A 21253-nucleotide genomic window follows, 5' to 3' on the forward strand; every position below is an offset into this window, starting at 1 on the left:
GTAAGACATCCCTAGTGGGAGGGGGCGACACGCAGGACGGGGACGTATTCCGTTCGCCATGGGCGTACTGGAGATGGGGGTAACTACCTGGCCTGCGGGAACATCGTCTCGCACCATCGGGTTGGAGCATATGTCGGCGTTCGGGGTCAGGAGGCCATCGAGGGTGTCGGCAGTTGGAATGAGCGGTCCCCGCTTGCGGGACTAAGCTGCGGAAGGACAGGGAGGGGAAGTTCCCCCCACTGCCTGACCGCTCTGAGGAGCGATTAACGATGTTCGAGAGGTTCACCGACCGCGCGCGGCGGGTTGTCGTCCTGGCTCAGGAAGAAGCCCGGATGCTCAACCACAACTACATCGGCACCGAGCACATCCTCCTGGGCCTGATCCACGAGGGTGAGGGTGTCGCCGCCAAGGCCCTTGAGAGCCTCGGGATTTCGCTCGAGGCGGTCCGCCAGCAGGTGGAGGAGATCATCGGCCAGGGGCAGCAGGCGCCGTCCGGCCACATCCCCTTCACTCCCCGTGCCAAGAAGGTGCTCGAGCTGTCGCTCCGCGAGGCGCTGCAGCTGGGTCACAACTACATCGGTACGGAGCACATCCTGCTCGGCCTGATCCGTGAGGGCGAGGGCGTCGCCGCCCAGGTCCTGGTCAAGCTGGGCGCAGATCTGAACCGGGTGCGGCAGCAGGTCATCCAGCTGCTCTCCGGTTACCAGGGCAAGGAGACCGCCACCGCCGGCGGTCCTGCCGAGGGCACCCCCTCCACGTCCCTGGTCCTCGACCAGTTCGGCCGGAACCTCACCCAGGCCGCTCGTGAGTCCAAGCTCGACCCGGTCATCGGGCGCGAGAAGGAGATCGAGCGGGTCATGCAGGTGCTGTCCCGCCGTACCAAGAACAACCCGGTGCTGATCGGTGAGCCCGGCGTCGGCAAGACCGCCGTCGTCGAGGGCCTCGCCCAGGCCATCGTCAAGGGCGAGGTGCCCGAGACCCTCAAGGACAAGCACCTCTACACCCTGGACCTCGGTGCCCTGGTCGCCGGCTCCCGCTACCGCGGTGACTTCGAGGAGCGCCTGAAGAAGGTGCTCAAGGAGATCCGCACCCGCGGTGACATCATCCTGTTCATCGACGAGCTGCACACGCTGGTCGGTGCGGGTGCCGCCGAGGGCGCCATCGACGCGGCCTCCATCCTGAAGCCGATGCTGGCCCGTGGTGAGCTGCAGACCATCGGCGCCACCACGCTGGACGAGTACCGCAAGCACCTGGAGAAGGACGCGGCCCTGGAGCGCCGCTTCCAGCCGATCCAGGTCGCCGAGCCGTCCCTGCCGCACACCATCGAGATCCTCAAGGGCCTGCGTGACCGGTACGAGGCGCACCACCGCGTCTCCATCACCGACGAGGCGCTGGTCCAGGCGGCCACGCTGGCCGACCGGTACATCTCGGACCGCTTCCTCCCGGACAAGGCGATCGACCTGATCGACGAGGCCGGTTCCCGGATGCGTATCCGTCGGATGACCGCGCCGCCGGACCTGCGCGAGTTCGACGAGAAGATCGCCGGTGTCCGCCGGGACAAGGAGTCCGCGATCGACTCGCAGGACTTCGAGAAGGCCGCCTCGCTGCGTGACAAGGAGAAGCAGCTCCTGGCCGCCAAGGCGAAGCGGGAGAAGGAGTGGAAGGCCGGCGACATGGACGTCGTCGCCGAGGTCGACGGCGATCTGATCGCCGAGGTCCTCGCCACGGCCACCGGCATCCCGGTCTTCAAGCTGACCGAGGAGGAGTCCTCGCGTCTGCTGCGCATGGAGGACGAGCTCCACAAGCGGGTCATCGGCCAGATCGACGCCGTCAAGGCGCTGTCCAAGGCGATCCGCCGTACGCGTGCCGGTCTGAAGGACCCGAAGCGTCCCGGTGGTTCGTTCATCTTCGCCGGTCCGTCCGGTGTCGGTAAGACCGAGCTGTCCAAGGCCCTCGCCGAGTTCCTGTTCGGTGACGAGGACGCGCTGATCTCCCTCGACATGTCGGAGTTCAGCGAGAAGCACACGGTCTCGCGCCTCTTCGGTTCGCCCCCCGGTTACGTGGGCTACGAGGAGGGCGGTCAGCTGACGGAGAAGGTGCGCCGCAAGCCGTTCTCGGTCGTCCTCTTCGACGAGGTCGAGAAGGCCCACCCGGACATCTTCAACTCGCTGCTGCAGATCCTGGAGGACGGTCGCCTGACCGACTCCCAGGGCCGGGTCGTGGACTTCAAGAACACGGTCATCATCATGACGACCAACCTCGGCACCCGGGACATCTCCAAGGGCTTCAACCTGGGCTTCGCCGCCGCGGGCGACAAGAAGACCAACTACGAGCGCATGAAGAACAAGGTGTCGGACGAGCTCAAGCAGCACTTCCGTCCCGAGTTCCTCAACCGTGTCGACGACGTCGTCGTCTTCCCGCAGCTCACCCCGGAGGACATCCTCGCGATCGTCGACCTGATGATCGACAAGGTGGACGAGCGCCTGAAGGACCGGGACATGGGCATCGAGCTCTCCCAGTCCGCCAAGGAGCTGCTGTCCAAGAGGGGCTACGACCCCGTGCTGGGCGCCCGGCCGCTGCGCCGGACCATCCAGCGCGAGATCGAGGACTCGCTGTCGGAGAAGATCCTCTTCGGCGAGCTGCGCCCCGGTCACATCGTGGTCGTGGACACCGAGGGCGAGGGCGAGACCGCCACCTTCACCTTCCGCGGTGAGGAGAAGTCGGCCCTGCCCGACGTCCCGCCGATCGAGCAGGCGGCCGGTGGCACCGGCCCGAACCTCAGCAAGGAAGCGTAAGCGTCACGGCAGCCGAAAGGGGCCGGTGCCCGAGCAGGGCACCGGCCCCTTCCGCATGCCCGGACGCCCCGTGCCTACGACAGCTGACCGTCGTAGTCCGGCAGCTTGTAGGTCCTCTCGGCATGGCCGCCCGACAGGTCGGTGGCGCTGTTGCCGATGTTGGCGATGATCGTGTAGCCCTTCGACTCGATGTCGACGCGCTGTGCCGTCTTGTACTCGGCCACGTTCCGGAACAGGTCGAAGAAGCCGCGGACGTAGAGCCCGGCGGACTCGTATCCGGCGTGGTCGAGGTTGAAGGCGGTGGGGGCGTGGATGATGCCCGGCCGTGCGGTCACGAAGAACACCGCGACACCGCGCTCCTGGGCGTACTCGGCGACCTCCAGGACCGGCTCGTTGGCCGGCTGCGGGAAGCTGAACCCGAAGTCGGTCTCCAGCGCGGTGTTGTCGATGTCGAGGACGACCGCCTGCTTCTCGCCCGGCCTCGGTGCCGCGATGCGCTGCTTCAGCTGGGGCAGGGCCTGGTCCATGACTGCCCGGCAGTCCCGCTGCCAGGTCTCGTAGTCGACGGCTGCGGCTGCTGTCGCGGCTGTCGCGGTGGCGGTCGCCGAGGCGGCAGCCGTCGTGGTGGTGGTCGCGGGAGTGCCGGAGGTGCTCGAGGCCTGGGCGGGGACGGCCAGGGCCATCAGGGCCGCGGCGGACACGGCGGTCACCGATGCGCGGCGCAGCCAGGGGCGTCGGCTTCTCATGTGGTGGGGGGTCCTCTCACGCTCATAACGCTGTCGACATGTCGTGTGCATGCTCGTCTGTGAGGGTGGCGCGAGGGGAACCGTAGGGTTACCGGACGGTAGGTGGCTAGAGGCGCACGCCACATTTATGGAATGTCCGATCCGGACTTCCGGTGACATGCTGCACAGGCGTTTTGTCCGGTACTAGCCGAAATAGTGGCAAAGAGCCGTGAGGTAAAGCGGACATTTGGATTGAAGCTCTGATCGATCAGCCTTAAATGGGGCTTTCGTGCCGTGTGCCGACTGTGTCAAGAGACGTGCATCTCATGGCGGAAGTACGAACTTCCGTCGTAGATGACCCCCTTTGTGGCTTTGTGGGTGGACGGGTTACCAAGGGATGGCCACTGCAGCGCGGACCTGTTCGCCGGGTGGTTTTCCCTTGCCCCCTCCCCCATGAGGTTTCGATGTTCCAGCGCGTCACGTCCCGTTCCTTCCTCGCGTCCCACCTCCGCACCCGTGCTGCCGTTCTGGCCGCCGGTGTCGGGGTCTCGGCCGTCGCGGGAGTCGGGATCGCGGCCGCCGCCAACAACACGGCCGCCACCGCCACCACCGCCACCACCAGCGCCAGCGCCACCGCCGTGCAGGCCCAGGCGGCCGCCCAGGCCAAGGCCGCGCAGACCAAGGCCGTCGAGGCGAAGAAGGCGGCCGAGACGAAGAAGGCGGCCGAGGTGAAGAAGGCCGCTCAGCCCGCCAAGAAGGCCGCCTCCTGGGTCAGCCCGGTGAAGAACTACACGATCTCCGCGAGCTACGCCCAGGCCGGCGGCATGTGGCAGTCCGCCCACAGCGGTCAGGACTACGCCGTGCCGAACGGCACCGAGGTCGTGGCCACGCACGGCGGCACGGTCGTGAAGGCGGGCGGCAACGGCGCCGGCGACGGTCCGGCGTACGGCAACGCCGTCGTCATCAACCACGGCAACGGCGCGTACTCCCAGTACGCCCACCTCTCCCAGGTGCACGTGCAGCCCGGCCAGGTCGTCAAGACCGGCCAGAAGATCGCCCTGTCCGGCAACACGGGCAACTCCAGCGGTCCCCACCTGCACTTCGAGGTCCGGACCAGCCCGAACTACGGCTCCGCCATCGACCCGGTGAAGTTCCTGAGCGGCAAGGGCGTCCAGCTCTGAGATCCCGCCCCGAGAGCCGGCCCTGTGTACCCAGCGTCGTGTACCCAGTGCTGCGAACTCTCCGGATGGCCGACCCGGCACCCCGGGTCTCCGGGCCCTCCGGTGCCCCGATGGGCCCGAGTGACCGGATCGAAGGACGTCGATCCGGCCCGGCACCGCGATGAGCGAACCGGCCTGACCTTCCGCGCATGTCCTCCAAGCCCTCCGTCGGGTTCTCCCGGCCGGAGGGCTTTCGGCGTCCGCGTGCCCGCCGTGGCGGTTCCTCACGGGGACAGCATCGGGTAGCTCCCCGTGTCCGTCGGCGCGTGTTCCGGCAGCCACAGTACGGCGAGCGCGCCCTCGGCCGGCGCGTCCTTCGGAGCGCCGGCCGGTCGTACGTTGCGGAAGGTGAGCCGTGCTCCCAGCACCCGGGCCTGCCCGGCCGCGATGGTCAGGCCCAGGCCGTGACCGCGGCCGGCCCGGTCCGCGCTGCCGGTGCGGAACCGGCTCGGCCCCTCGGCGAGCAGGTCCGCGGGAAAACCGGGCCCGTGGTCGCGGACCCGGACGACCCGCCCCTCGACGGAGACCTCGATGGGCGGCCTGCCGTGCCGGGCGGCGTTGGCGAGGAGGTTGAAGAGCACCCGCTCCAGCCGCCGCGGGTCGGTGGTGACCTCCGACTCGTGCACCACGCGCACCGTGACGTCCGGGTCCTTCGCCGCGATCCGCCGGGTGACGAACTGGGCCAGCAGTATGTCCTGCAGTTCGGCCCGCTCGGAGGCGCCGTCCAGCCGGGCCACCTCCAGGACGTCCTCGACCAGGGTGCGCATGGCCTTCGCCCGGTCCAGCACCAGTTCGGTCGGCCGGCCCGGCGGCAGCAGTTCGGCGGCGGTCAGCAGGCCGGTCACCGGGGTGCGCAGCTCGTGCGCGATGTCGGCGGTGACCCGGCGCTCGGCCTCCAGCCGCTGCCGCAGCGCGTCCGCCATGGCGTCCACCGCGCTGGCCAGGTCGTCGGTCTCGTCCAGGACGACCCCGCCGATGGCCTCGCGCACCCGGACGTCCGTCTCGCCCTTGGCGACCCGGTGGGCGGCGCTCGCCGCTTTGCGCAGCCGACGGGACAGATGGCCGCCGATCAGCACCCCGAGCGCGCTGCCGCCCAGGACGACCGCGATGGAGCCGATCACCAGGGCCCGGTCGAGGTCCTTGAGGATGTTCGAGCTGCGGTCGGTGAAGCCCGAGTGCAGGGACATGACATGCCCGTCCTGCAGCGGTACGGCCGCCCAGATGTCCGGCGTCCCGCCCGGCCGGTCGGCCACGTACGTCGCGCGCCGGCCCGCCTCGACCTTGGCCCGCAGCTCGGCCGGCAGCTCGGGGTCGTCGATCCTGGTGTTGGGGAAGTTCAGCCGCCCGGACAGCTCGTAGTTGCGCTGGGCGATCATGATGCGTTCGTCGGCGAGGTCGCGCGCGTTGTCCAGCATCGACACCCGGGCCGCGTTGTGCACGACCAGACTCAGCGCGATCGCCACCAGCGCGCCGACCAGGGCGATGGCGGCACTGAGCTTCCATCTCAGACCGGTCCGGATGCCCGCCCGGTCGAGAACCGCTCGCACCGGGCGCCGGAAGTACCCCCGCATGTCCGTACTCAGGCCTTCAGTTTGTAGCCGAAGCCGCGGACCGTCTCGAGACGGTCCTGGCCGATCTTCCCGCGCAGCCGTTGCACATGGACGTCGACGACCCGGGTGTCGCCGCCCCACCCGTACTCCCACACGCGTTCGAGCAGTCGGTCGCGGGAGAGCACGGTGCCCGGCGCCGACGAGAACTCCAGCAGCAGCCGCATCTCGGTCGGTGTCAGTGACACGGGCTCCCCGGCCCGCCGCACCTCCATGCCCACGGTGTCGATCTCCAGCTCGCCGAAGGCCAGTACGCCCCCGTCGTCCGCGGCCGCCGGATCCCGCCGGCCGCCGTTCGCCCGGTCGAAGCGGCGCAGCACCGCACGGATGCGGGCGACCAGGACGGCACCGTCGAACGGCTTGGTCACGTAGTCGTCGGCGCCCGCCTCCAGCCCCAGGACGACGTCGATGGAGTCCGCGCGCGCCGACAGCATGATCACCGGAACCATCGACTCGTCGCGGATGCTCCGGCACAGGCTGACGCCGTCGAGGCCGGGGACCATGACGTCCAGCAGCGCGATGTCGGGCCGGTCCGCCCGGAACGCCTCCAGGCCGGACAGCCCGTCGGGCATCGCGGTGACTGCGAAGCCGTCCCGCTCCAGGGCGAGTTGGGTGGCCTCGCGGATGACGTCGTCGTCCTCGACGAACAGCACGTGGGTCTGGTCTGCCATGCCGGTGCTCCTCAGCTGTCGGGCGCCGGCGTCGGCTCCGTGCCCGCCACCTTGCCGTAGTCGTTGTGGGTGCGGAACTTCTCGGCGAACCGGCCCGAGGTCCAGCGGTAGGTGATGACGTTCTCGCCGGAGGGACTCGACACCGGGTCGCCCCGCTCGTACACCTGCTTGGTCACCACCAGGTCCCCGCGGTCGATCTCCGCGTACACGGGCGGCTCCTCGGTCCTGAACACGTTCAGGTACGCGCCGCCTCGGTCGCGGTACACGTACGAGCCGACGCCCACCGCGTCGCCGCAGGTCAGCACGTTGACGACGACATCGTCCGCAGTCCCTCCGGTGAGGTTCCCGTAGCTCACGTCGACGGGGTACTCGTCGGCCACGCACGGCTTCAGCTCCCGCTTGACCGCCGCCGAGACCGTCGGGTCGCCCTTGACCAGCCGCACCGCGTCCACGCGGGCACCGGCCGTGACCGGCATGCGCGAGGCCGCGTAGGACGGAGCGGAGGACCCGGCGTCGGCCGCCGACTCCGCGTGCGCGGGCCCCTCGTCCCGTGTGCCGGTGCCGCCCGTACCGCAGGCGGTGGCGACAAGGCCGAGGGCGGCGAGCACGGACGTCACCGTGGTCGCCGCCCGGGCGGTTCTCCGGGCCCGGTCGGGCCCCGCGCCGGTCAGGCCGCGCAACGCTCCCGCTCCTCATGCTCCAGCGCGCGTGCGTTCAGTTCGCGGGTCTCCAGCTCCTCGCGGAGCCGGGCGAGCGCCCGGTGCAGCGTGCTCTTGACCGTTCCCGTCGACATGCCGAGGGCGGCGGCCGTCTCCTCCGTGGACATCTGCTCCCAGTGTCGCAGCACCACCACACTGCGCTGCTTCGGGGCGAGCACCTTCAGCACGTCCATCAGGAGTGCGCGGTCGGCGTGCTGCTCGGTGGCGTCGTCCACGCGGGCGTCCGGGAGCTGCTCGGTCGGCACCTCCTCCAGCTTGCGGGCGCGCCACCACTCGGTCCGCGTGTTGATCATGACGCGGCGCAGGTAGGCGTCGGCCAGCCGCTTGTCGGCGATGCCGTCCCAGCGGCCGTAGGTCCGGGCCAGCGCGGTCTGCAGCAGGTCCTGCGCCTCGACGGGGTCCGGCACCAGACGGCGGGCGCTGCGCAGCAGCGCGTCCTGCCGGGTGCGGACGTACTCCTCGAACCCGAGCACCTCGCCCTGCGCCATGCTGATCCGCCCTTCCGCTCCCCGCGCCGGCCCGCCCGTGCGTTCCGGTCCCCACCACTGTGGTCCGTGGTCGTCGTGCCCCTGACTGGAGGGCACGGGAACGAAGCTACGGAGGTGTTGTCACGGCACTGTGCGGGGCAGCCTGCGGCTGTCCGTCGGCTGTCCGTCGGTTGTGTAACGGAAGTAGGAACGAGGTAAAGCGGTGGAACGGTTGGGGGGGTGTGGGGCGATATGGCCACACCGGGGGTGCCGGCGGACACCCGTGCGCGGGGGAGCGGGCGGCCCGCCGGTGCGTCAGGTCAGCGGCAGCCGGTACAGCCCGCCGGGCAGGGGCTCGACCAGGCCGTCGGCGACGAGGCTGTCCAGCGCACGCGCGCGCTGCACCGGCTCATGCCACACCCGGTCCAGGACCCCCTGCGGGACAGGGCCGTGCGCCTCCCGCAGCACGGCCAGCAGCCGCCCGCGGACCTGCCGGTCCGTGCCCGCGTACGTCTGGCCCCGGCGTGGCGGTCCCTGGTGCACCGGCTTGTCCGCGAGCCGCCAGGCGCACTGCGCGGCGATCGGGCAGCGGTGGCACGCCTCGTTCTTCGCCGTGCACACCAGCGCCCCCAGCTCCATGGAGGCGGCGGCCCACCGCGCGGCGGTCGACTCGTCCTCGGGCAGCAGCGCGCGGGCGAGCCGGCGCTCGGCGGCGGTGGTGGCGTTCGGCGGGTACTGCACACCGGTGACCGCGCGGGCGAACACCCGGCGCACATTGGTGTCCAGCACCGCGTGCCGCTGCCCGTACGCGAACGACGCCACGGCGGCCGCCGTGTACTCGCCGATGCCGGGCAGCGCCAGGAGCTGCGCGTGGTCGGCGGGTACGTCGCCACCGTGCCGTTCCGTTATGGCGGCGGCGGCGCCGTGCAGCCGCAGTGCGCGGCGCGGGTAACCGAGCCGGCCCCAGGCGCGGACGGCCTCACCGGGTGCCTCGGCGGCGAGGTCGGCGGGGCGCGGCCAGCGGGCCAGCCACTGTTCGTAGACGGGCAGGACCCGGTTCACCGGGGTCTGCTGGAGCATGAACTCGCTGACCATCACCCCCCACGCGCCGGCCTCCGGGCGCCGCCACGGCAGATCCCGGGCGTGCTCGTCGAACCAGTCGATGACGGGGGAGTGCAGCGGCTCTCCGGGAGCACGCTGGGGCGCTGTGTCGTCGGCGGAGGTGTCGGCGGTCTCGGCGGTGCCGCTGTGCGGGGGCTTGGTGGGAGCAGTCATGGCACCTCGATCCTGCCACGACCACCCACGGGAACGGGCACTCCGCCACCCCGTCAAGCGGGCGACAGGGCTCTGGCCAGAGGTGCAAGGGCCGCAATCGCGAACGCGTGGGCGTCGGAGTGCCGCGTCGGCGGTGCCGCTCGCCGCCCGCGAAGCCCACGGTCACGGATCGTGCACAGGATGCCGAAACGATCACAGTGTGCGATCATCGCGCGCCGCGCCCGGCGAGAGGCGGGGGCAGCGGACGGTTTCCGGGATGATGATCCGGAAAAGTTGTGGCTCTCAGCGGCGGGTGGGGCCGGTGACGGCCCGGATCTCTCGTACAGTTTGCGCCGTGGGATCTCTGCGCAATCCGGTCGGGCCGCTTCCCTCCTCCATCTATTGGCGTAGGAGGGCAGTACTGCTGTCCCTGCTGGGGGTGTTGGCGTTGCTCGTCACCTGGATCGTCGTCTCCGGTGACGGGGGCGACGGCGGACACGACAACGGGGCCAACGGCAAGAATCCCGCGCCGTCCACCATCGCTCCGGGGCCGTCGAGTTCGGGACCGGCGATCAGTCAGGCGCCGGGCGGACGTAACGAGTCGGGCGGTGAGGACTCGGGCGGCTCCTCGTCCGGGACCGGTGCGGAGGACGACGGGGCGAACGGCGACCCCGGTGACTCCGGCGGCGGCTCGGACGGCGGTGCCGGTGGCGGCGACGACGGCGACGGTGCCGGTGGTGACGCCGGCGGCAGCGATGCCGACGGTTCCGACGGCGGTACCTCGGCGGGGGTCGGCGCGGGTGACGCGCTGCCGGCCGGGTCCGGACTGCCCAACTGCACCCCGAGCGCGGTGAAGTTCAGTCTGCGCAGCGTCCGCAACGCCTACGAGCCCGACGCGACGCCCACCTTCCGGCTGACCGCGCGGAACATCTCCGGTAGCGACTGCAAGGTCGATCTCGGACCGAGGAGTGCGGTGTTGACGATCACTCAGGCGGACGGCGACGAGGCGTACTGGGCGTCGGACGACTGCCCCAAGGACCCGGGGAGCCTTGTCTTCAGGGTGCCCGCCGGCGACAGCATCACGTACGGCGTGAAGTGGGACCGCAAGCCGAGCGCCGCGCAGTGCGCGACGCCGCCGGCGGGATCGGCGAAGGCCGGTACGTATCTGGTGGAGGCGAAGGCGCCCGGGTTCGCGAAGGTGCAGACGTCCTTCGTGCTGGAGAGCGCCTGAGGGTCATCCGGGCCGGGCCGGACCGGACGGGGCCGGGCCGGACGTACCGCTAGACGTACCGCTCCAGGATCGAGCTCTCCGCCAGCCTCGACAGGCCCTCCCGGACGCTGCGGGCACGGGCCTCGCCGACGCCGTCCACCGTCTGGAGGTCGTCCACGCTGGCGGCGAGCAGTTTCTGCAGGCCGCCGAAGTGCTCCACCAGGCGGTCGATGATCGCGCCGGGCAGCCTCGGCACCTTGGCCAGCAGCCGGAAACCGCGCGGGGAGACCGCCGAGTCCAGGGTCTCGGGGGAGCCGGTGTACCCCAGGGCGCGGGCCACCGTCGACAGTTCCAGGAGCTCGGCCTGGGGGAGCGCGTTCAGCTCGTGCAGGGCCTGGTCGACGGTGCGGGAGCGCTTGGCGGTGGGCTCGGGGACGTAGTCCCGCACGACCAGCTCGCGCTCCGGTTCCACTCCCGCGATCAACTCGTCGAGCTGGAGGGCGAGGAGGCGGCCGTCGGTGCCCAGTTCGACCACGTACTCGGTGATCTCGGTGGCGATGCGGCGCACCATCTCCAGCCGCTGCGCGACCGCCGACACGTCCCGTACGGTCACCAGGTCCTCGATCTCCAGCGCCGACAGGGTGCCGGCGACCTCGTCGAGGCGGAGCTTGTAGCGCTCCAGCGTCGCGAGCGCCTGGTTGGCGCGGGACAGGATCGCCGCCGAGTCCTCCAGGACGCGGCGGTGGCCGTCGACGTACAGCGCGATCAGGCGCATCGACTGGGAGACCGAGACGACCGGGAAGCCGACCTGCTTGGAGACGCGGTCGGCGGTGCGGTGCCTGGTGCCGGTCTCCTCGGTCGGGATCGTCGGATCCGGCACCAGCTGGACGCCGGCCCGAAGGATCTTCGACAGGTCGGACGACAGGACGATGCCGCCGTCCAGTTTGCACAGCTCGCGCAGCCGGGTCGCGGTGAACTCGACGTCCAGGACGAAGCCGCCACTGCACAGCGTCTCGACGGTCTTGTCGGAACCGAGCACGATGAGACCACCGGTGTTGCCCCGCAGGACGCGCTCCAGGCCGTCACGGAGGGCGGTGCCGGGTGCCACGGCACTCAGCGAGGCGCGCATCTGGCGATCGGAGCCGGCGCTCCCGCCGGACTTTCCGGGAGCTGCTGCCCGGTCGTTGGCTGCCACTGCACTCCTCCGGTCGCGATGTCTGGGGCGCCCCCGTTCAGGGTCTCCCGTTCGGGCCGTGCCGGGCTCGCGGGGTCGGGTGCGCGCAGCTGCGGCGTTGGCGTCGGTCGCCATGGCTCCGCCATGACTTCCTCCTCCGCCTCGCAGCTGCGCGCACCCGACCCCGCTCCCTGTCCGGCCTGATCCAAACGGGAGACCCCACGCACTCGGTTCGTACGGACGGGCGAGACCAGGGCAAAGTCTACCGGCGGTCCTCCTCGTCCCGTGGGGCCTCTCGGCGACGGGAGCGCGGAAGGACGCGCAGGGCATCCCCTATGTCCGCGACTTCCAGAACCTTCATCCCTGACGGGATTTTGCCCGGATCGCCCGGCACGAGCGCGTGCGTGAAGCCCAGGCGGTGCGCCTCGGCGAGTCTGCGCTGAACGCCCGTGACCCGCCTCACCTCGCCCGCGAGGCCGACCTCGCCGATCGCGACCAGGTTCTTGGGCAACGGGGTGTCGCTCGCCGCCGACGCCAGGGCGAGCGCGACGGCCAGATCCGCCGCCGGCTCGGAGAGTTTCACCCCGCCGACCGTCGCGGAGTAGATGTCGCGCTTGCCCAAGGCACTGATCCGGCCGCGCTGTTCGAGGACCGCGAGCATCATCGAGACGCGCGAGGTCTCCAGTCCGGACGTGGTGCGGCGGGGGGAGGGGATCTGCGAGTCGACCGTGAGCGCCTGCACCTCGGCGACCAGGGGGCGGCGGCCCTCCAGCGTCACCGTCAGACAGGTGCCCGGGACCGGCTCCGCACGGCGGGTGAGGAACAGCCCACTGGGGTCGGCCAGGCCCGTGATGCCCTCGTCGTGCAGTTCGAAGCAGCCGACCTCGTCGGTCGTGCCGTAGCGGTTCTTCACCCCGCGGACCAGGCGCAGGCGCGCGTGCCGGTCGCCCTCGAAGTGCAGGACCACGTCCACCAGGTGCTCCAGCAGCCGCGGGCCCGCGATCGCGCCGTCCTTGGTGACGTGGCCCACCAGAAGGGTGGACATCCCGCGCTGCTTGGAGGCCCGGATCAGCGCGCCGGCCACCTCACGGACCTGGGCCATGCCGCCCGGCGCCCCGTCGATCTCCGGGGAGGCGACCGTCTGCACCGAGTCGAGGATCAGCAGGGACGGCTTCACCGCGTCCAGATGGCCGAGCACGGCGGACAGGTCCGTCTCGGCGGCGAGGTACAGGTGGTCGTCGATGGCGTGGATGCGGTCGGCCCGCAGCCGGACCTGGCTCGCCGACTCCTCGCCCGTCACGTAGAGCGTGCGGTGCTCGTCGCTCGCCGACTTGGCCGCGACGTCCAGCAGGAGCGTGGACTTGCCGACGCCCGGCTCGCCCGCGACGAGGACGACGGCGCCCGGGACCAGTCCGCCGCCGAGCACCCGGTCCAGTTCGGGGACACCGGTGGAGCGGGCCGTGGCCTGGCGGCCGTCGACCTGGCCGATGGGCAGGGCGGAGGTGGTGACCCGCCCCGGGGCCGTCGTACGGACCGCGGGCACGCCGTACTCCTCGACCGTCCCCCATGCCTGGCACTCGGGGCAGCGGCCGAGCCACTTGGCCGTCTGCCAGCCGCACTCGGTGCAGCGGTAGGACGGTCGGTCCTTGGTGGTCTTGGTACGGGCAGCCATGGTCGAAACGGTAGCCCGCGCCACTGACAACGGGGACCGGAGCCCGCCGCGCGGGACCCACGCCGGCCGTGAGGCGAAAGGTTCCTGTCCCCGATTGAGGGATCGTTTCACCCGTACGGATTAAAACTACGCAGGGCTCCAGAAGGGGCCACCCCCGGCCGCCTACGGTCGCCGAATGATGAGCAGTGGCCCGGAGATCCCGACCCGCATGACCGGCGTACACCGGGCGCACCGGGAGGTGCGTGACCGGGGGGCCGCCCGCACGCTGGCGCACCGGCCGCCGGTATGCCGCGAACCGTACCTGGACGGCCTGTTCACCTACTGCCTGTCCGTGCTGTGCGACCACGACGCGGCGACCGCCGCCCTGGCCGAGGTCCTCACGCTCGCGGAGCGCCGCGGCCGGCAGGTGCCGGACGCGGCCGGGGACCGCAGGGCCTGGCTGTACGCGCTGGCTCGCTGGGCGTGTCTGCGCAAGCTGACCGAGGCCCGGCAGAAACGGCAGGTCACCCATGCGGCGGGCCGTGACGGCCGGAGAGGGCCGGACCGGACCGCCACCGCCCCGGCCGTCCCCGAGGAGGTCCAGGAGCAGCGGCGCGGTGAATTGGCGCTGCTGGCCTGGCCGGAGGCCGCGGGCACCACACCGGAGCAGCGCGAGGCGCTCGAACTCGCCGTCCGCCACCACCTCGGTGCCCACGAGGTGGCCGCCGTGCTCGGCATGGAACCCGTCGCCGCCCGCGACCTGCTCGCCTCCGCCGCCTGCGAGGTCGAGCGCACCCGCGCGGCGCTCGCCGTCGTCGAGGCCGGTGCCTGCCGGGGCGTGGCGCGCCTCACCGGCGACAACCGGCTCGTGCTCAGCAGTACGCTGCGCCGCGAACTCGTCCGGCACGTCGACGACTGCCCGCGCTGCCGCCGCACCGCAGAGCACGCCGTCCCCGGCGGCTGGCCCGGCACCGGCGTCACCCCCGACGAACTGCCCGTCCTGGCGGCTCCCGACGCCGCCCTGCGCGCGGCGATGGCGCGGCATCGCCGCGCGCGTGGTGCCGCGCCCCGCTTCGACCGGCGCGGCTTCCCGATGGATCCCAAGGACCGGATGGCGCGAAGAGAGCGGCTGCGCGCGCGTGCCGTCGCGACGACCGTCGTCGCCACCGTCGTCGCGGCCCCCGTGCTCGCGCTGTGGGCCGCCTACCGGGGCACCCCCGTCGGCGAGGCCGGGGACGGCCGCTCCGCCTCCGCGCGGGAGGCCGACACGCCCGTCGACCTCGATGGCGAGGGAGCGGGCGGCTACGAGAACGCCGGCAACGCCGGCACCCGGCCGGGCGGCCCTTTCGGCAAGGCCGGCGAGAACGGCGAGAACGGCGAGAACGGCAAGGACAGCGCGGCCGACGTGTCCGTGGAGGTCGTCGGCGTCACCGGGGCCGGCCGTACGGGCGCCGCCGCGCTGGGCGTCACGGCCGGTCACAGCGGTGACACCACGCTGATCACGCTGACCGCCAGGGGCTCGGTCCCGGTCCGCTGGTCCGCGTCGACGGGTGTGTCCTGGCTGTACCTGAGCCAGTCGTCGGGGACGCTCCGACCGGGCCGGTCATTGACGATCAAGGTGTACGTCGACCAGTTGCGCGAGCCGTCCGGCCGCTGGAGCGCGCGGGTCGCGGTCTCACCCGCCGGCGCCGCGGTGACCATCGAGGGCCACGGCCCGGCCCCCGGCCCCTCCGCCCCCGGCGGCTCGCACTCCGGTCATCCCGGAAGCCCGGGGACCGCGCACCCCGGCTCCCCGAGCGCCCCTCCCCCGAGCTCCGGCGAGCCGGGGGGACCGCCGCCGTCGTCCCAGGCCCCGGATCCGACGCCCACGTCATCGGCTCCCTCGGAGCCCGACCCGAGCGGGTCTCCCCCGTCCCCCGAGCCGGAGCCCACCGAGCCGGAGCCCACCGACCCGACACCGAGCGACTCGGCCCCCACCGCCCCCGCGGACTCGACGTCACCGTCCGCCGACGGCGGCGACGCGAGCCCGTCCGCGTCCTGACGCGTGCACCGTGCCGTGTGCCGTGTGTTCTGCGGGCTCCGTGCCACATGCCCGGAGCCCGGCGCCCCGGGAGACGTGGCGAGGATCAGGCGGGATCCGCCGGATGCGGTGCCACCAGCGGCAACTGCGAGGCCAGCCGTTCCTCGCACAGCTCGACCAGCCGGTCGTAGCCGGCCTTGCCCATCAGCTCGGTCAGCTCCGCCCGGTAGGAGACGTACACCGGATCGCCCGCGCCGTGCGCCGAGGTCGCCGATGTGCACCACCAGTGCAGGTCGTGGCCGCCCGGGCCCCAGCCGCGGCGGTCGTACTCGCCGATCGAAACCTGCAGCACGCGCGTGTCGTCGGGCCGGTCGATCCAGTCGTAGGTCCGCCGGATCGGAAGCTGCCAGCACACGTCCGGCTTGGTCTCCAGCGGCTCGCGGCCCTCCTTCAGGGCGAGGATGTGCAGCGAGCAGCCCATGCCGCCGGCGAAGCCCGGCCGGTTCTGGAAGATGCACGAGCCCTGGAACGGCCGGGTCTGACGGTCGCCGTCCTCGTCCTCGGAGACCCAGCCGTTGCGGGTGCCCTCGTCATGGTGCTGCCAGATGTCCGGAGTGAGCCTTGCCACATGCCCGGCGACCCGCTTCTCGTCGTCCTTGTCCGAGAAATGCGCACCCAGGGTGCAGCATCCGTCGTCCGCGCGGCCCGCCTGGATGCCCTGACAGCCGCTGCCGAAAACGCAGTTCCAGCGAGAGGTCAGCCATGTCAGATCACAGCGGAACACCTGCTCGTCGTCCGCCGGATCGGGGAACTCCACCCATGCCCGCGCGAAGTCGAGGCCCTTCTCGTCGTTCGGCGGAACATCCGACGGCACCCGGGAAGGACCGGCGACCTTTTTGGCCTTCTTGGCCTTCATGTCCGTCTTCTCATTCTTCGCCTTTTTCGTCTTTGGCACCCGTCCAGGGTAAGTCGCCCATCTCACTGTCCGGCACCGGCTCGAGTTCCGGTGGAGCGGGGTTCACGCCGCCCGGCGGGCAGTAGCGTGCCGTACATGAGACTCGGTGTCCTCGACGTGGGTTCGAACACGGTGCATCTGCTGGTGGTGGACGCGCACCCCGGGGCGTGCCCGCTGCCCGCCCACTCGCACAAGGCGGACCTGCGCCTCGCCCAGCTGCTGGACGCCGACGGAGCGATCGGTTCCGACGGGACGGACCTGCTGATCTCGGTCGTCCGGGAAGCGCTTCAGGCCGCCGAGGACAAAGGCGTCGAGGAACTGCTGCCGTTCGCGACGTCGGCGGTGCGTGACGCCCGCAACGCCGACGACGTCCTCGCGCGCGTGCGTGAGGAGACCGGCGTCAAGCTCCAGGTCCTCACCGGCGCGGAGGAGGCCCGGCTCACCTTCCTCGCCGCCCGTCGCTGGTTCGGCTGGTCGGCGGGAAAGCTGCTGGTCATCGACATCGGCGGCGGCTCCCTGGAGATCGCCTTCGGTATCGACGAGGAGCCCGACGCCGCGGCGTCGCTGCCGCTGGGCGCCGGCCGTCTCACCACCGCCCGGCTGCCCGGCGACCCTCCGGCACCGGACGACGTCCGCGCGCTGCGCCGGCACGTCCGCGCGGAGATCGCCCGTACGGTCGGCGAGTTCAGCCGCCTCGGCCCGCCCGACCGCGTGGTGGCCACCTCCAAGACCTTCAAGCAGCTCGCCCGCATCGCGGGCGCCGCCCGCTCCGTCGAGGGCCCGTACGTCCCGCGTGAGCTCAAGCGCCAGTCCCTGGAGGGCTGGGTGTCGCGGTTGTCCGGCATGACCACCGCCGAGCGCGCCGGGCTTCCGGGCGTCTCCGAGGGCCGCGCGGGCCAGCTGGTGGCCGGGGCCCTGGTGGCGGAGGCCGCGATGGACCTGTTCGACGTGGAGTGCCTGGAGATCTGTCCCTGGGCCCTGCGCGAGGGCGTCATACTGCGCCGCCTGGACCACATGGGCCCGGCGTAGCGACGTCCGCGCGGCGGGTGGGTGCGGGGCGGCCCGTGTTCGGTCAGGTCGATCACACGGCGGGTGCCCGGACCGGCGGCCGAGGGCGCCGGACAAGCGCCCCGTGCCCTGCGGACATGCCGTTCCGGCGGGGGCGAACGGCTCCGGCCGAAGCGCATCACTCGCGTCCCGCCCGTCGAACACACCCCGTACGCTGTCCCTCGTGGCAGAACCAGCGGTGCGCGTCCCGGATGCGAAGGTCGCTCTGTCGACGGCCTCCGTCTATCCGGAGTCGACGGCGACGGCCTTCGAGATCGCCGCACGCCTCGGGTACGACGGTGTCGAGGTCATGGTGTGGACCGACCCGGTCAGCCAGGACATCGAGGCGCTGCGCAGACTCAGCGACTACCACCACATCCCCGTCCTCGCCGTGCACGCCCCCTGCCTGCTCATCACGCAGCGCGTGTGGTCCACCGACCCCTGGACCAAGCTCCAGCGGGCCCGTTCCGCCGCCGAGCGGCTCGGGGCCACCACGGTCGTCGTCCATCCGCCCTTCCGCTGGCAGCGCCACTACGCCCGCGACTTCGTCGACGGGGTCTGGCGGATGGCGGACGAGACGGATGTGCGGTTCGCTGTGGAGAACATGTACCCCTGGCGCTACCGCGACCGCGAGATGCTCGCCTACGCCCCCGACTGGGACGTCACCAAGGACGACTACCGCCACTTCACGATCGATCTCAGCCATGCCTCGACCGCCCGCACCGACGCCCTGGGGATGCTCGACCGCATGGGCGACCGTCTCGGTCACGTCCACCTCGCCGACGGCCGGGGCTCGGCCAAGGACGAGCACCTCGTGCCCGGCCGCGGCGACCAGCCGTGCGCCGAGGTGCTGGAGCGCCTCGCGGCCGACGGCTTCGACGGCCATGTCGTCATCGAGGTCAACACCCGCCGCGCCATGTCCAGCGCGGAGCGCGAGGCCGACCTGGCGGAGGCGCTCGCGTTCACCCGCCTGCACCTGGCGTCCGGGTCCACAGGATCCATGGGGCCCGCAGGGGCCACGGGGTCCTCGGTGATCCGGACGCCGCGGCGATGACCGACGTCAGCGCGTCCGGCGGCCCGGACGCGTCCCCCGGCGGCAGCGGCACCGCCCGGCGCCGCGGCCGTCCCCCGCGTACGGAGTCGGCCGGCACCCGCGACCGCATCCTGGACGCCGCCCGCGAGGAGTTCTCCGAACGCGGGTACGAGAAGACCTCCGTACGGGGGATCGCCAAGTCGGCCGGCGTCGACTCCGCGCTGGTCCACCACTACTTCGGCACCAAGGAACAGGTCTTCGAGGCGGCCGTCGAGGTCGCCTTCGCCCCCGCGCTCAAGGGCCGGGACGCCGTCCTCGACGCTCCCCTCGGGGAGGTCGGCGAGCGGATGACCCGGATGATCATCGGTCTGTGGGAGAACCCGGTGACCCGGACCCCGCTGCTGGCGATCGTCCGGTCCGCCGTCAACAACGAGACCGCGGCCGGCGTCTTCCGCCGGCTGGTCGCCAGCCAGCTGCTGCGCCGGATCGCGGGGCAGCTCGACCTGCCGGACGCGGAGCTGCGCGCCGAGCTCGCCGCCGCCCAGCTGGTCGGGATCGCGATGATCCGGTACGTGATCAAGGTGGAGCCGCTGGCCTCGGCGGACCCCGAGCAGATCATCAGGCGGGTGGCACCGGTGGTGCAGGGGCATCTGACCGGCCCCTGACGCACCCGCGGCCCACCGCTCCCGCGCCGAGACACGTATCTCGCAATCCGGACACCCTGTCCCGATCCCTGGATGACCGGCGTACGCTCGACCGGAGTCAGAACTCTCTGACCCCGGCACCCTGAGAAGGTCTGAAGGAGCGAGCGACGATGCCCGAGCTGAGGTCCCGCACAGTCACCCACGGCCGCAACATGGCGGGCGCACGCGCCCTGATGCGAGCCTCCGGTGTACCGGGCGCGGACATCGGCCGCAAGCCGATCATCGCCGTCGCCAACAGCTTCACGGAGTTCGTCCCCGGCCACACCCACCTCGCACCGGTGGGCAGGATCGTCAGCGAGGCGGTCGTCGCGGCCGGCGGCATCCCGCGCGAGTTCAACACGATCGCCGTCGACGACGGCATCGCGATGGGCCACGGCGGCATGCTGTACTCGCTGCCCTCCCGCGACCTGATCGCGGACAGCGTGGAGTACATGGTCGAGGCGCACCGCGCGGACGCCCTGATCTGCATCTCCAACTGCGACAAGATCACCCCGGGCATGCTCAACGCCGCCCTGCGGCTGAACATCCCGACGGTCTTCGTCTCCGGCGGCCCGATGGAGGCCGGCCGGGCCACCCTGGTCGACGGCACGGTCCGCACCCTGGACCTGATCGACGCGATGGTGGACGCCGCCGACGACAAGATCTCCGACGCCGACGTCCTGCGCATCGAGGAGAACGCCTGCCCGACCTGCGGCAGCTGTTCCGGCATGTTCACCGCCAACTCGATGAACTGCCTCACCGAGGCCATCGGCCTGTCCCTCCCCGGCAACGGCTCGGTCCTCGCCACCCACACGGCCCGCAAGGCGCTCTACGAGAACGCCGCCCGCACGGTCATGGACATCACCCGCCGCTACTACGAGCAGGACGACGAGACGGTCCTGCCGCGCGGCATCGCCACCGTCGCGGCCTTCGAGAACGCGATGGCGCTGGACATCGCCATGGGCGGCTCGACCAACACGATCCTGCACCTGCTGGCCGCCGCCCAGGAGGCGGAGGTCCCGTTCGGCCTGACCGAGATCGACGCCCTCTCGCGCCGCGTGCCCTGCCTGGCGAAGGTGGCGCCCAACGTCGCCAAGGACCGCACGTACTACATGGAGGACGTGCACCGCGCGGGCGGCATCCCCGCCCTGCTCGGCGAACTGCACCGCGCGGGCATGCTGAACGAGGACGTGCACTCGGTCCACAGCCCGTCCCTGTCGGACTGGCTGAAGACCTGGGACATCCGCGGCGGCTCCCCGTCCCCGGAGGCGGTGGAGCTGTGGCACGCGGCCCCCGGCTGCGTCCGTTCCGCCGAGGCGTTCTCCCAGTCCGAGCGCTGGGACGACCTCGACGAGGACGCCGAGGGCGGCTGCATCCGCTCCGCCGAGCACGCCTACTCCAAGGACGGCGGCCTGGCCGTGCTGCGGGGCAACCTCGCCGTGGACGGCTGCGTGGTCAAGACGGCCGGCGTCGACGAGTCCATCTGGACCTTCGAGGGCCCGGCGGTCGTCTGCGAGTCGCAGGACGAGGCCGTCGAGAAGATCCTCACCAAGCAGGTGAAGGAGGGCGACGTCGTCGTCATCCGCTACGAGGGTCCCAAGGGCGGCCCCGGCATGCAGGAGATGCTCTACCCGACGTCGTACCTGAAGAGCCGCGGTCTCGGAAAGGCCTGCGCCCTGATCACCGACGGCCGGTTCTCCGGCGGCACCTCCGGCCTCTCCATCGGCCACGCCTCCCCGGAGGCGGCGTCGGGCGGCACCATCGCCCTGGTCGAGGAGGGCGACCGCATCCGCATCGACATCCCGAACCGCTCGATCGAGCTCCTGGTGGACGACGCCGAGCTGGCCCGCCGCGAGCGGGAACTGAACGGCACGTACGCGCCGAAGAACCGCGACCGCAAGGTCTCGGCGGCCCTGAAGGCGTACGCCGCCATGGCCACGAGCGCCGACAAGGGCGCGGTGCGGGACATCTCGAAGCTCGCCTGACACCGGCCCGACAACAGCACCACGCGCGCGCGGCCCC

17 protein-coding genes are annotated in these 21253 nt (G+C 71.6%); 8 read left to right on the forward strand and 9 right to left on the reverse strand.

Translation table 11 applies throughout. The features are described 5' to 3' along the window. The first annotated feature begins 269 nt into the window (after positions 1-269). Positions 270-2795, forward strand: a complete 2526-nt coding sequence (locus tag ACVW19_RS18960; RefSeq protein ID WP_457460532.1) for an ATP-dependent Clp protease ATP-binding subunit — start codon at positions 270-272, stop codon at positions 2793-2795. A gap of 74 nt (positions 2796-2869) precedes the next feature. Here the strand turns inward: ACVW19_RS18960 and ACVW19_RS18965 are convergent, their stop codons facing one another. Further along, positions 2870-3541, reverse strand: coding sequence for an HAD family acid phosphatase (locus ACVW19_RS18965; protein ID WP_457460533.1), 672 nt, complete (start codon positions 3539-3541; stop codon positions 2870-2872). Positions 3542-3984: 443 nt separating this feature from the next. On the opposite strand from ACVW19_RS18965, the gene ACVW19_RS18970 reads away from it, so the two are divergent. Next, on the forward strand, positions 3985-4701 hold the full coding sequence (locus ACVW19_RS18970) for a M23 family metallopeptidase (RefSeq protein WP_457460534.1): 717 nt from the start codon (positions 3985-3987) through the stop codon (positions 4699-4701). A 263-nt stretch (positions 4702-4964) separates the two neighbouring features. Here the strand turns inward: ACVW19_RS18970 and cseC are convergent, their stop codons facing one another. From cseC to ACVW19_RS18995, 5 genes are all read right to left on the reverse strand, one after another. Then, a complete protein-coding gene (cseC, locus tag ACVW19_RS18975) occupies positions 4965-6431 on the reverse strand; it encodes a two-component system sensor histidine kinase CseC (protein WP_457460535.1) in 1467 nt (488 codons plus the stop codon). After that, positions 6320-7018, reverse strand: a complete 699-nt coding sequence (cseB, locus tag ACVW19_RS18980; RefSeq protein WP_279334611.1) for a two-component system response regulator CseB — start codon at positions 7016-7018, stop codon at positions 6320-6322. Before cseB ends, cseC begins: the two co-directional genes overlap by 112 nt. Before the next feature lie 11 nt (positions 7019-7029). Continuing rightward, a complete protein-coding gene (locus tag ACVW19_RS18985) occupies positions 7030-7698 on the reverse strand; it encodes a hypothetical protein (protein ID WP_457460536.1) in 669 nt (222 codons plus the stop codon). After that, positions 7686-8225 (reverse strand): SigE family RNA polymerase sigma factor, encoded by a 540-nt coding sequence (locus ACVW19_RS18990; protein WP_457460537.1) that lies wholly within the window; start codon positions 8223-8225, stop codon positions 7686-7688. The genes ACVW19_RS18985 and ACVW19_RS18990 overlap by 13 nt, the downstream gene beginning before the upstream one ends. A gap of 294 nt (positions 8226-8519) precedes the next feature. Beyond that, complete coding sequence (locus tag ACVW19_RS18995) at positions 8520-9479, reverse strand: A/G-specific adenine glycosylase (protein WP_457460538.1); 960 nt, start codon at positions 9477-9479, stop codon at positions 8520-8522. A gap of 334 nt (positions 9480-9813) precedes the next feature. Here ACVW19_RS18995 and ACVW19_RS19000 point away from each other — a divergent pair, with 334 nt between their 5' ends. Then, complete coding sequence (locus ACVW19_RS19000; RefSeq protein WP_457460539.1) at positions 9814-10689, forward strand: hypothetical protein; 876 nt, start codon at positions 9814-9816, stop codon at positions 10687-10689. Positions 10690-10738: 49 nt separating this feature from the next. Here the strand turns inward: ACVW19_RS19000 and disA are convergent, their stop codons facing one another. Both disA and radA read right to left on the reverse strand, forming a co-directional pair. After that, positions 10739-11863 carry a DNA integrity scanning diadenylate cyclase DisA gene (gene disA, locus ACVW19_RS19005; RefSeq protein ID WP_457460540.1) on the reverse strand — a complete coding sequence of 375 codons (1125 nt, stop codon included), beginning with the start codon at positions 11861-11863 and terminating at the stop codon, positions 10739-10741. A gap of 241 nt (positions 11864-12104) precedes the next feature. Beyond that, positions 12105-13514 (reverse strand): DNA repair protein RadA, encoded by a 1410-nt coding sequence (radA, locus tag ACVW19_RS19010; protein WP_457460541.1) that lies wholly within the window; start codon positions 13512-13514, stop codon positions 12105-12107. A 175-nt stretch (positions 13515-13689) separates the two neighbouring features. Here radA and ACVW19_RS19015 point away from each other — a divergent pair, with 175 nt between their 5' ends. Further along, a complete protein-coding gene (locus ACVW19_RS19015) occupies positions 13690-15534 on the forward strand; it encodes a BACON domain-containing protein (RefSeq protein WP_457460542.1) in 1845 nt (614 codons plus the stop codon). 85 nt (positions 15535-15619) lie between these two features. Here ACVW19_RS19015 and ACVW19_RS19020 read toward each other — a convergent pair whose 3' ends face one another. Further along, complete coding sequence (locus ACVW19_RS19020) at positions 15620-16468, reverse strand: hypothetical protein (protein WP_457460543.1); 849 nt, start codon at positions 16466-16468, stop codon at positions 15620-15622. Between the two features lie 96 nt (positions 16469-16564). On the opposite strand from ACVW19_RS19020, the gene ACVW19_RS19025 reads away from it, so the two are divergent. The 4 genes from ACVW19_RS19025 (at position 16565) to ilvD (ending at position 21216) form a co-directional block, all read left to right on the forward strand. Further along, positions 16565-17497, forward strand: a complete 933-nt coding sequence (locus ACVW19_RS19025) for a Ppx/GppA phosphatase family protein (protein ID WP_457460544.1) — start codon at positions 16565-16567, stop codon at positions 17495-17497. A gap of 202 nt (positions 17498-17699) precedes the next feature. Then, the gene (locus tag ACVW19_RS19030) at positions 17700-18569 is read left to right on the forward strand and encodes a sugar phosphate isomerase/epimerase family protein (RefSeq protein ID WP_457460545.1); all 870 of its coding nucleotides are present in this window, start codon (positions 17700-17702) and stop codon (positions 18567-18569) included. Further along, a complete protein-coding gene (locus ACVW19_RS19035; protein WP_457460546.1) occupies positions 18566-19213 on the forward strand; it encodes a TetR/AcrR family transcriptional regulator in 648 nt (215 codons plus the stop codon). Before ACVW19_RS19030 ends, ACVW19_RS19035 begins: the two co-directional genes overlap by 4 nt. Before the next feature lie 149 nt (positions 19214-19362). Then, complete coding sequence (gene ilvD / locus ACVW19_RS19040) at positions 19363-21216, forward strand: dihydroxy-acid dehydratase (protein ID WP_457460547.1); 1854 nt, start codon at positions 19363-19365, stop codon at positions 21214-21216. Positions 21217-21253: the final 37 nt, after the last annotated feature.

Source organism: Streptomyces sp. TE5632 (genome assembly GCF_054061295.1).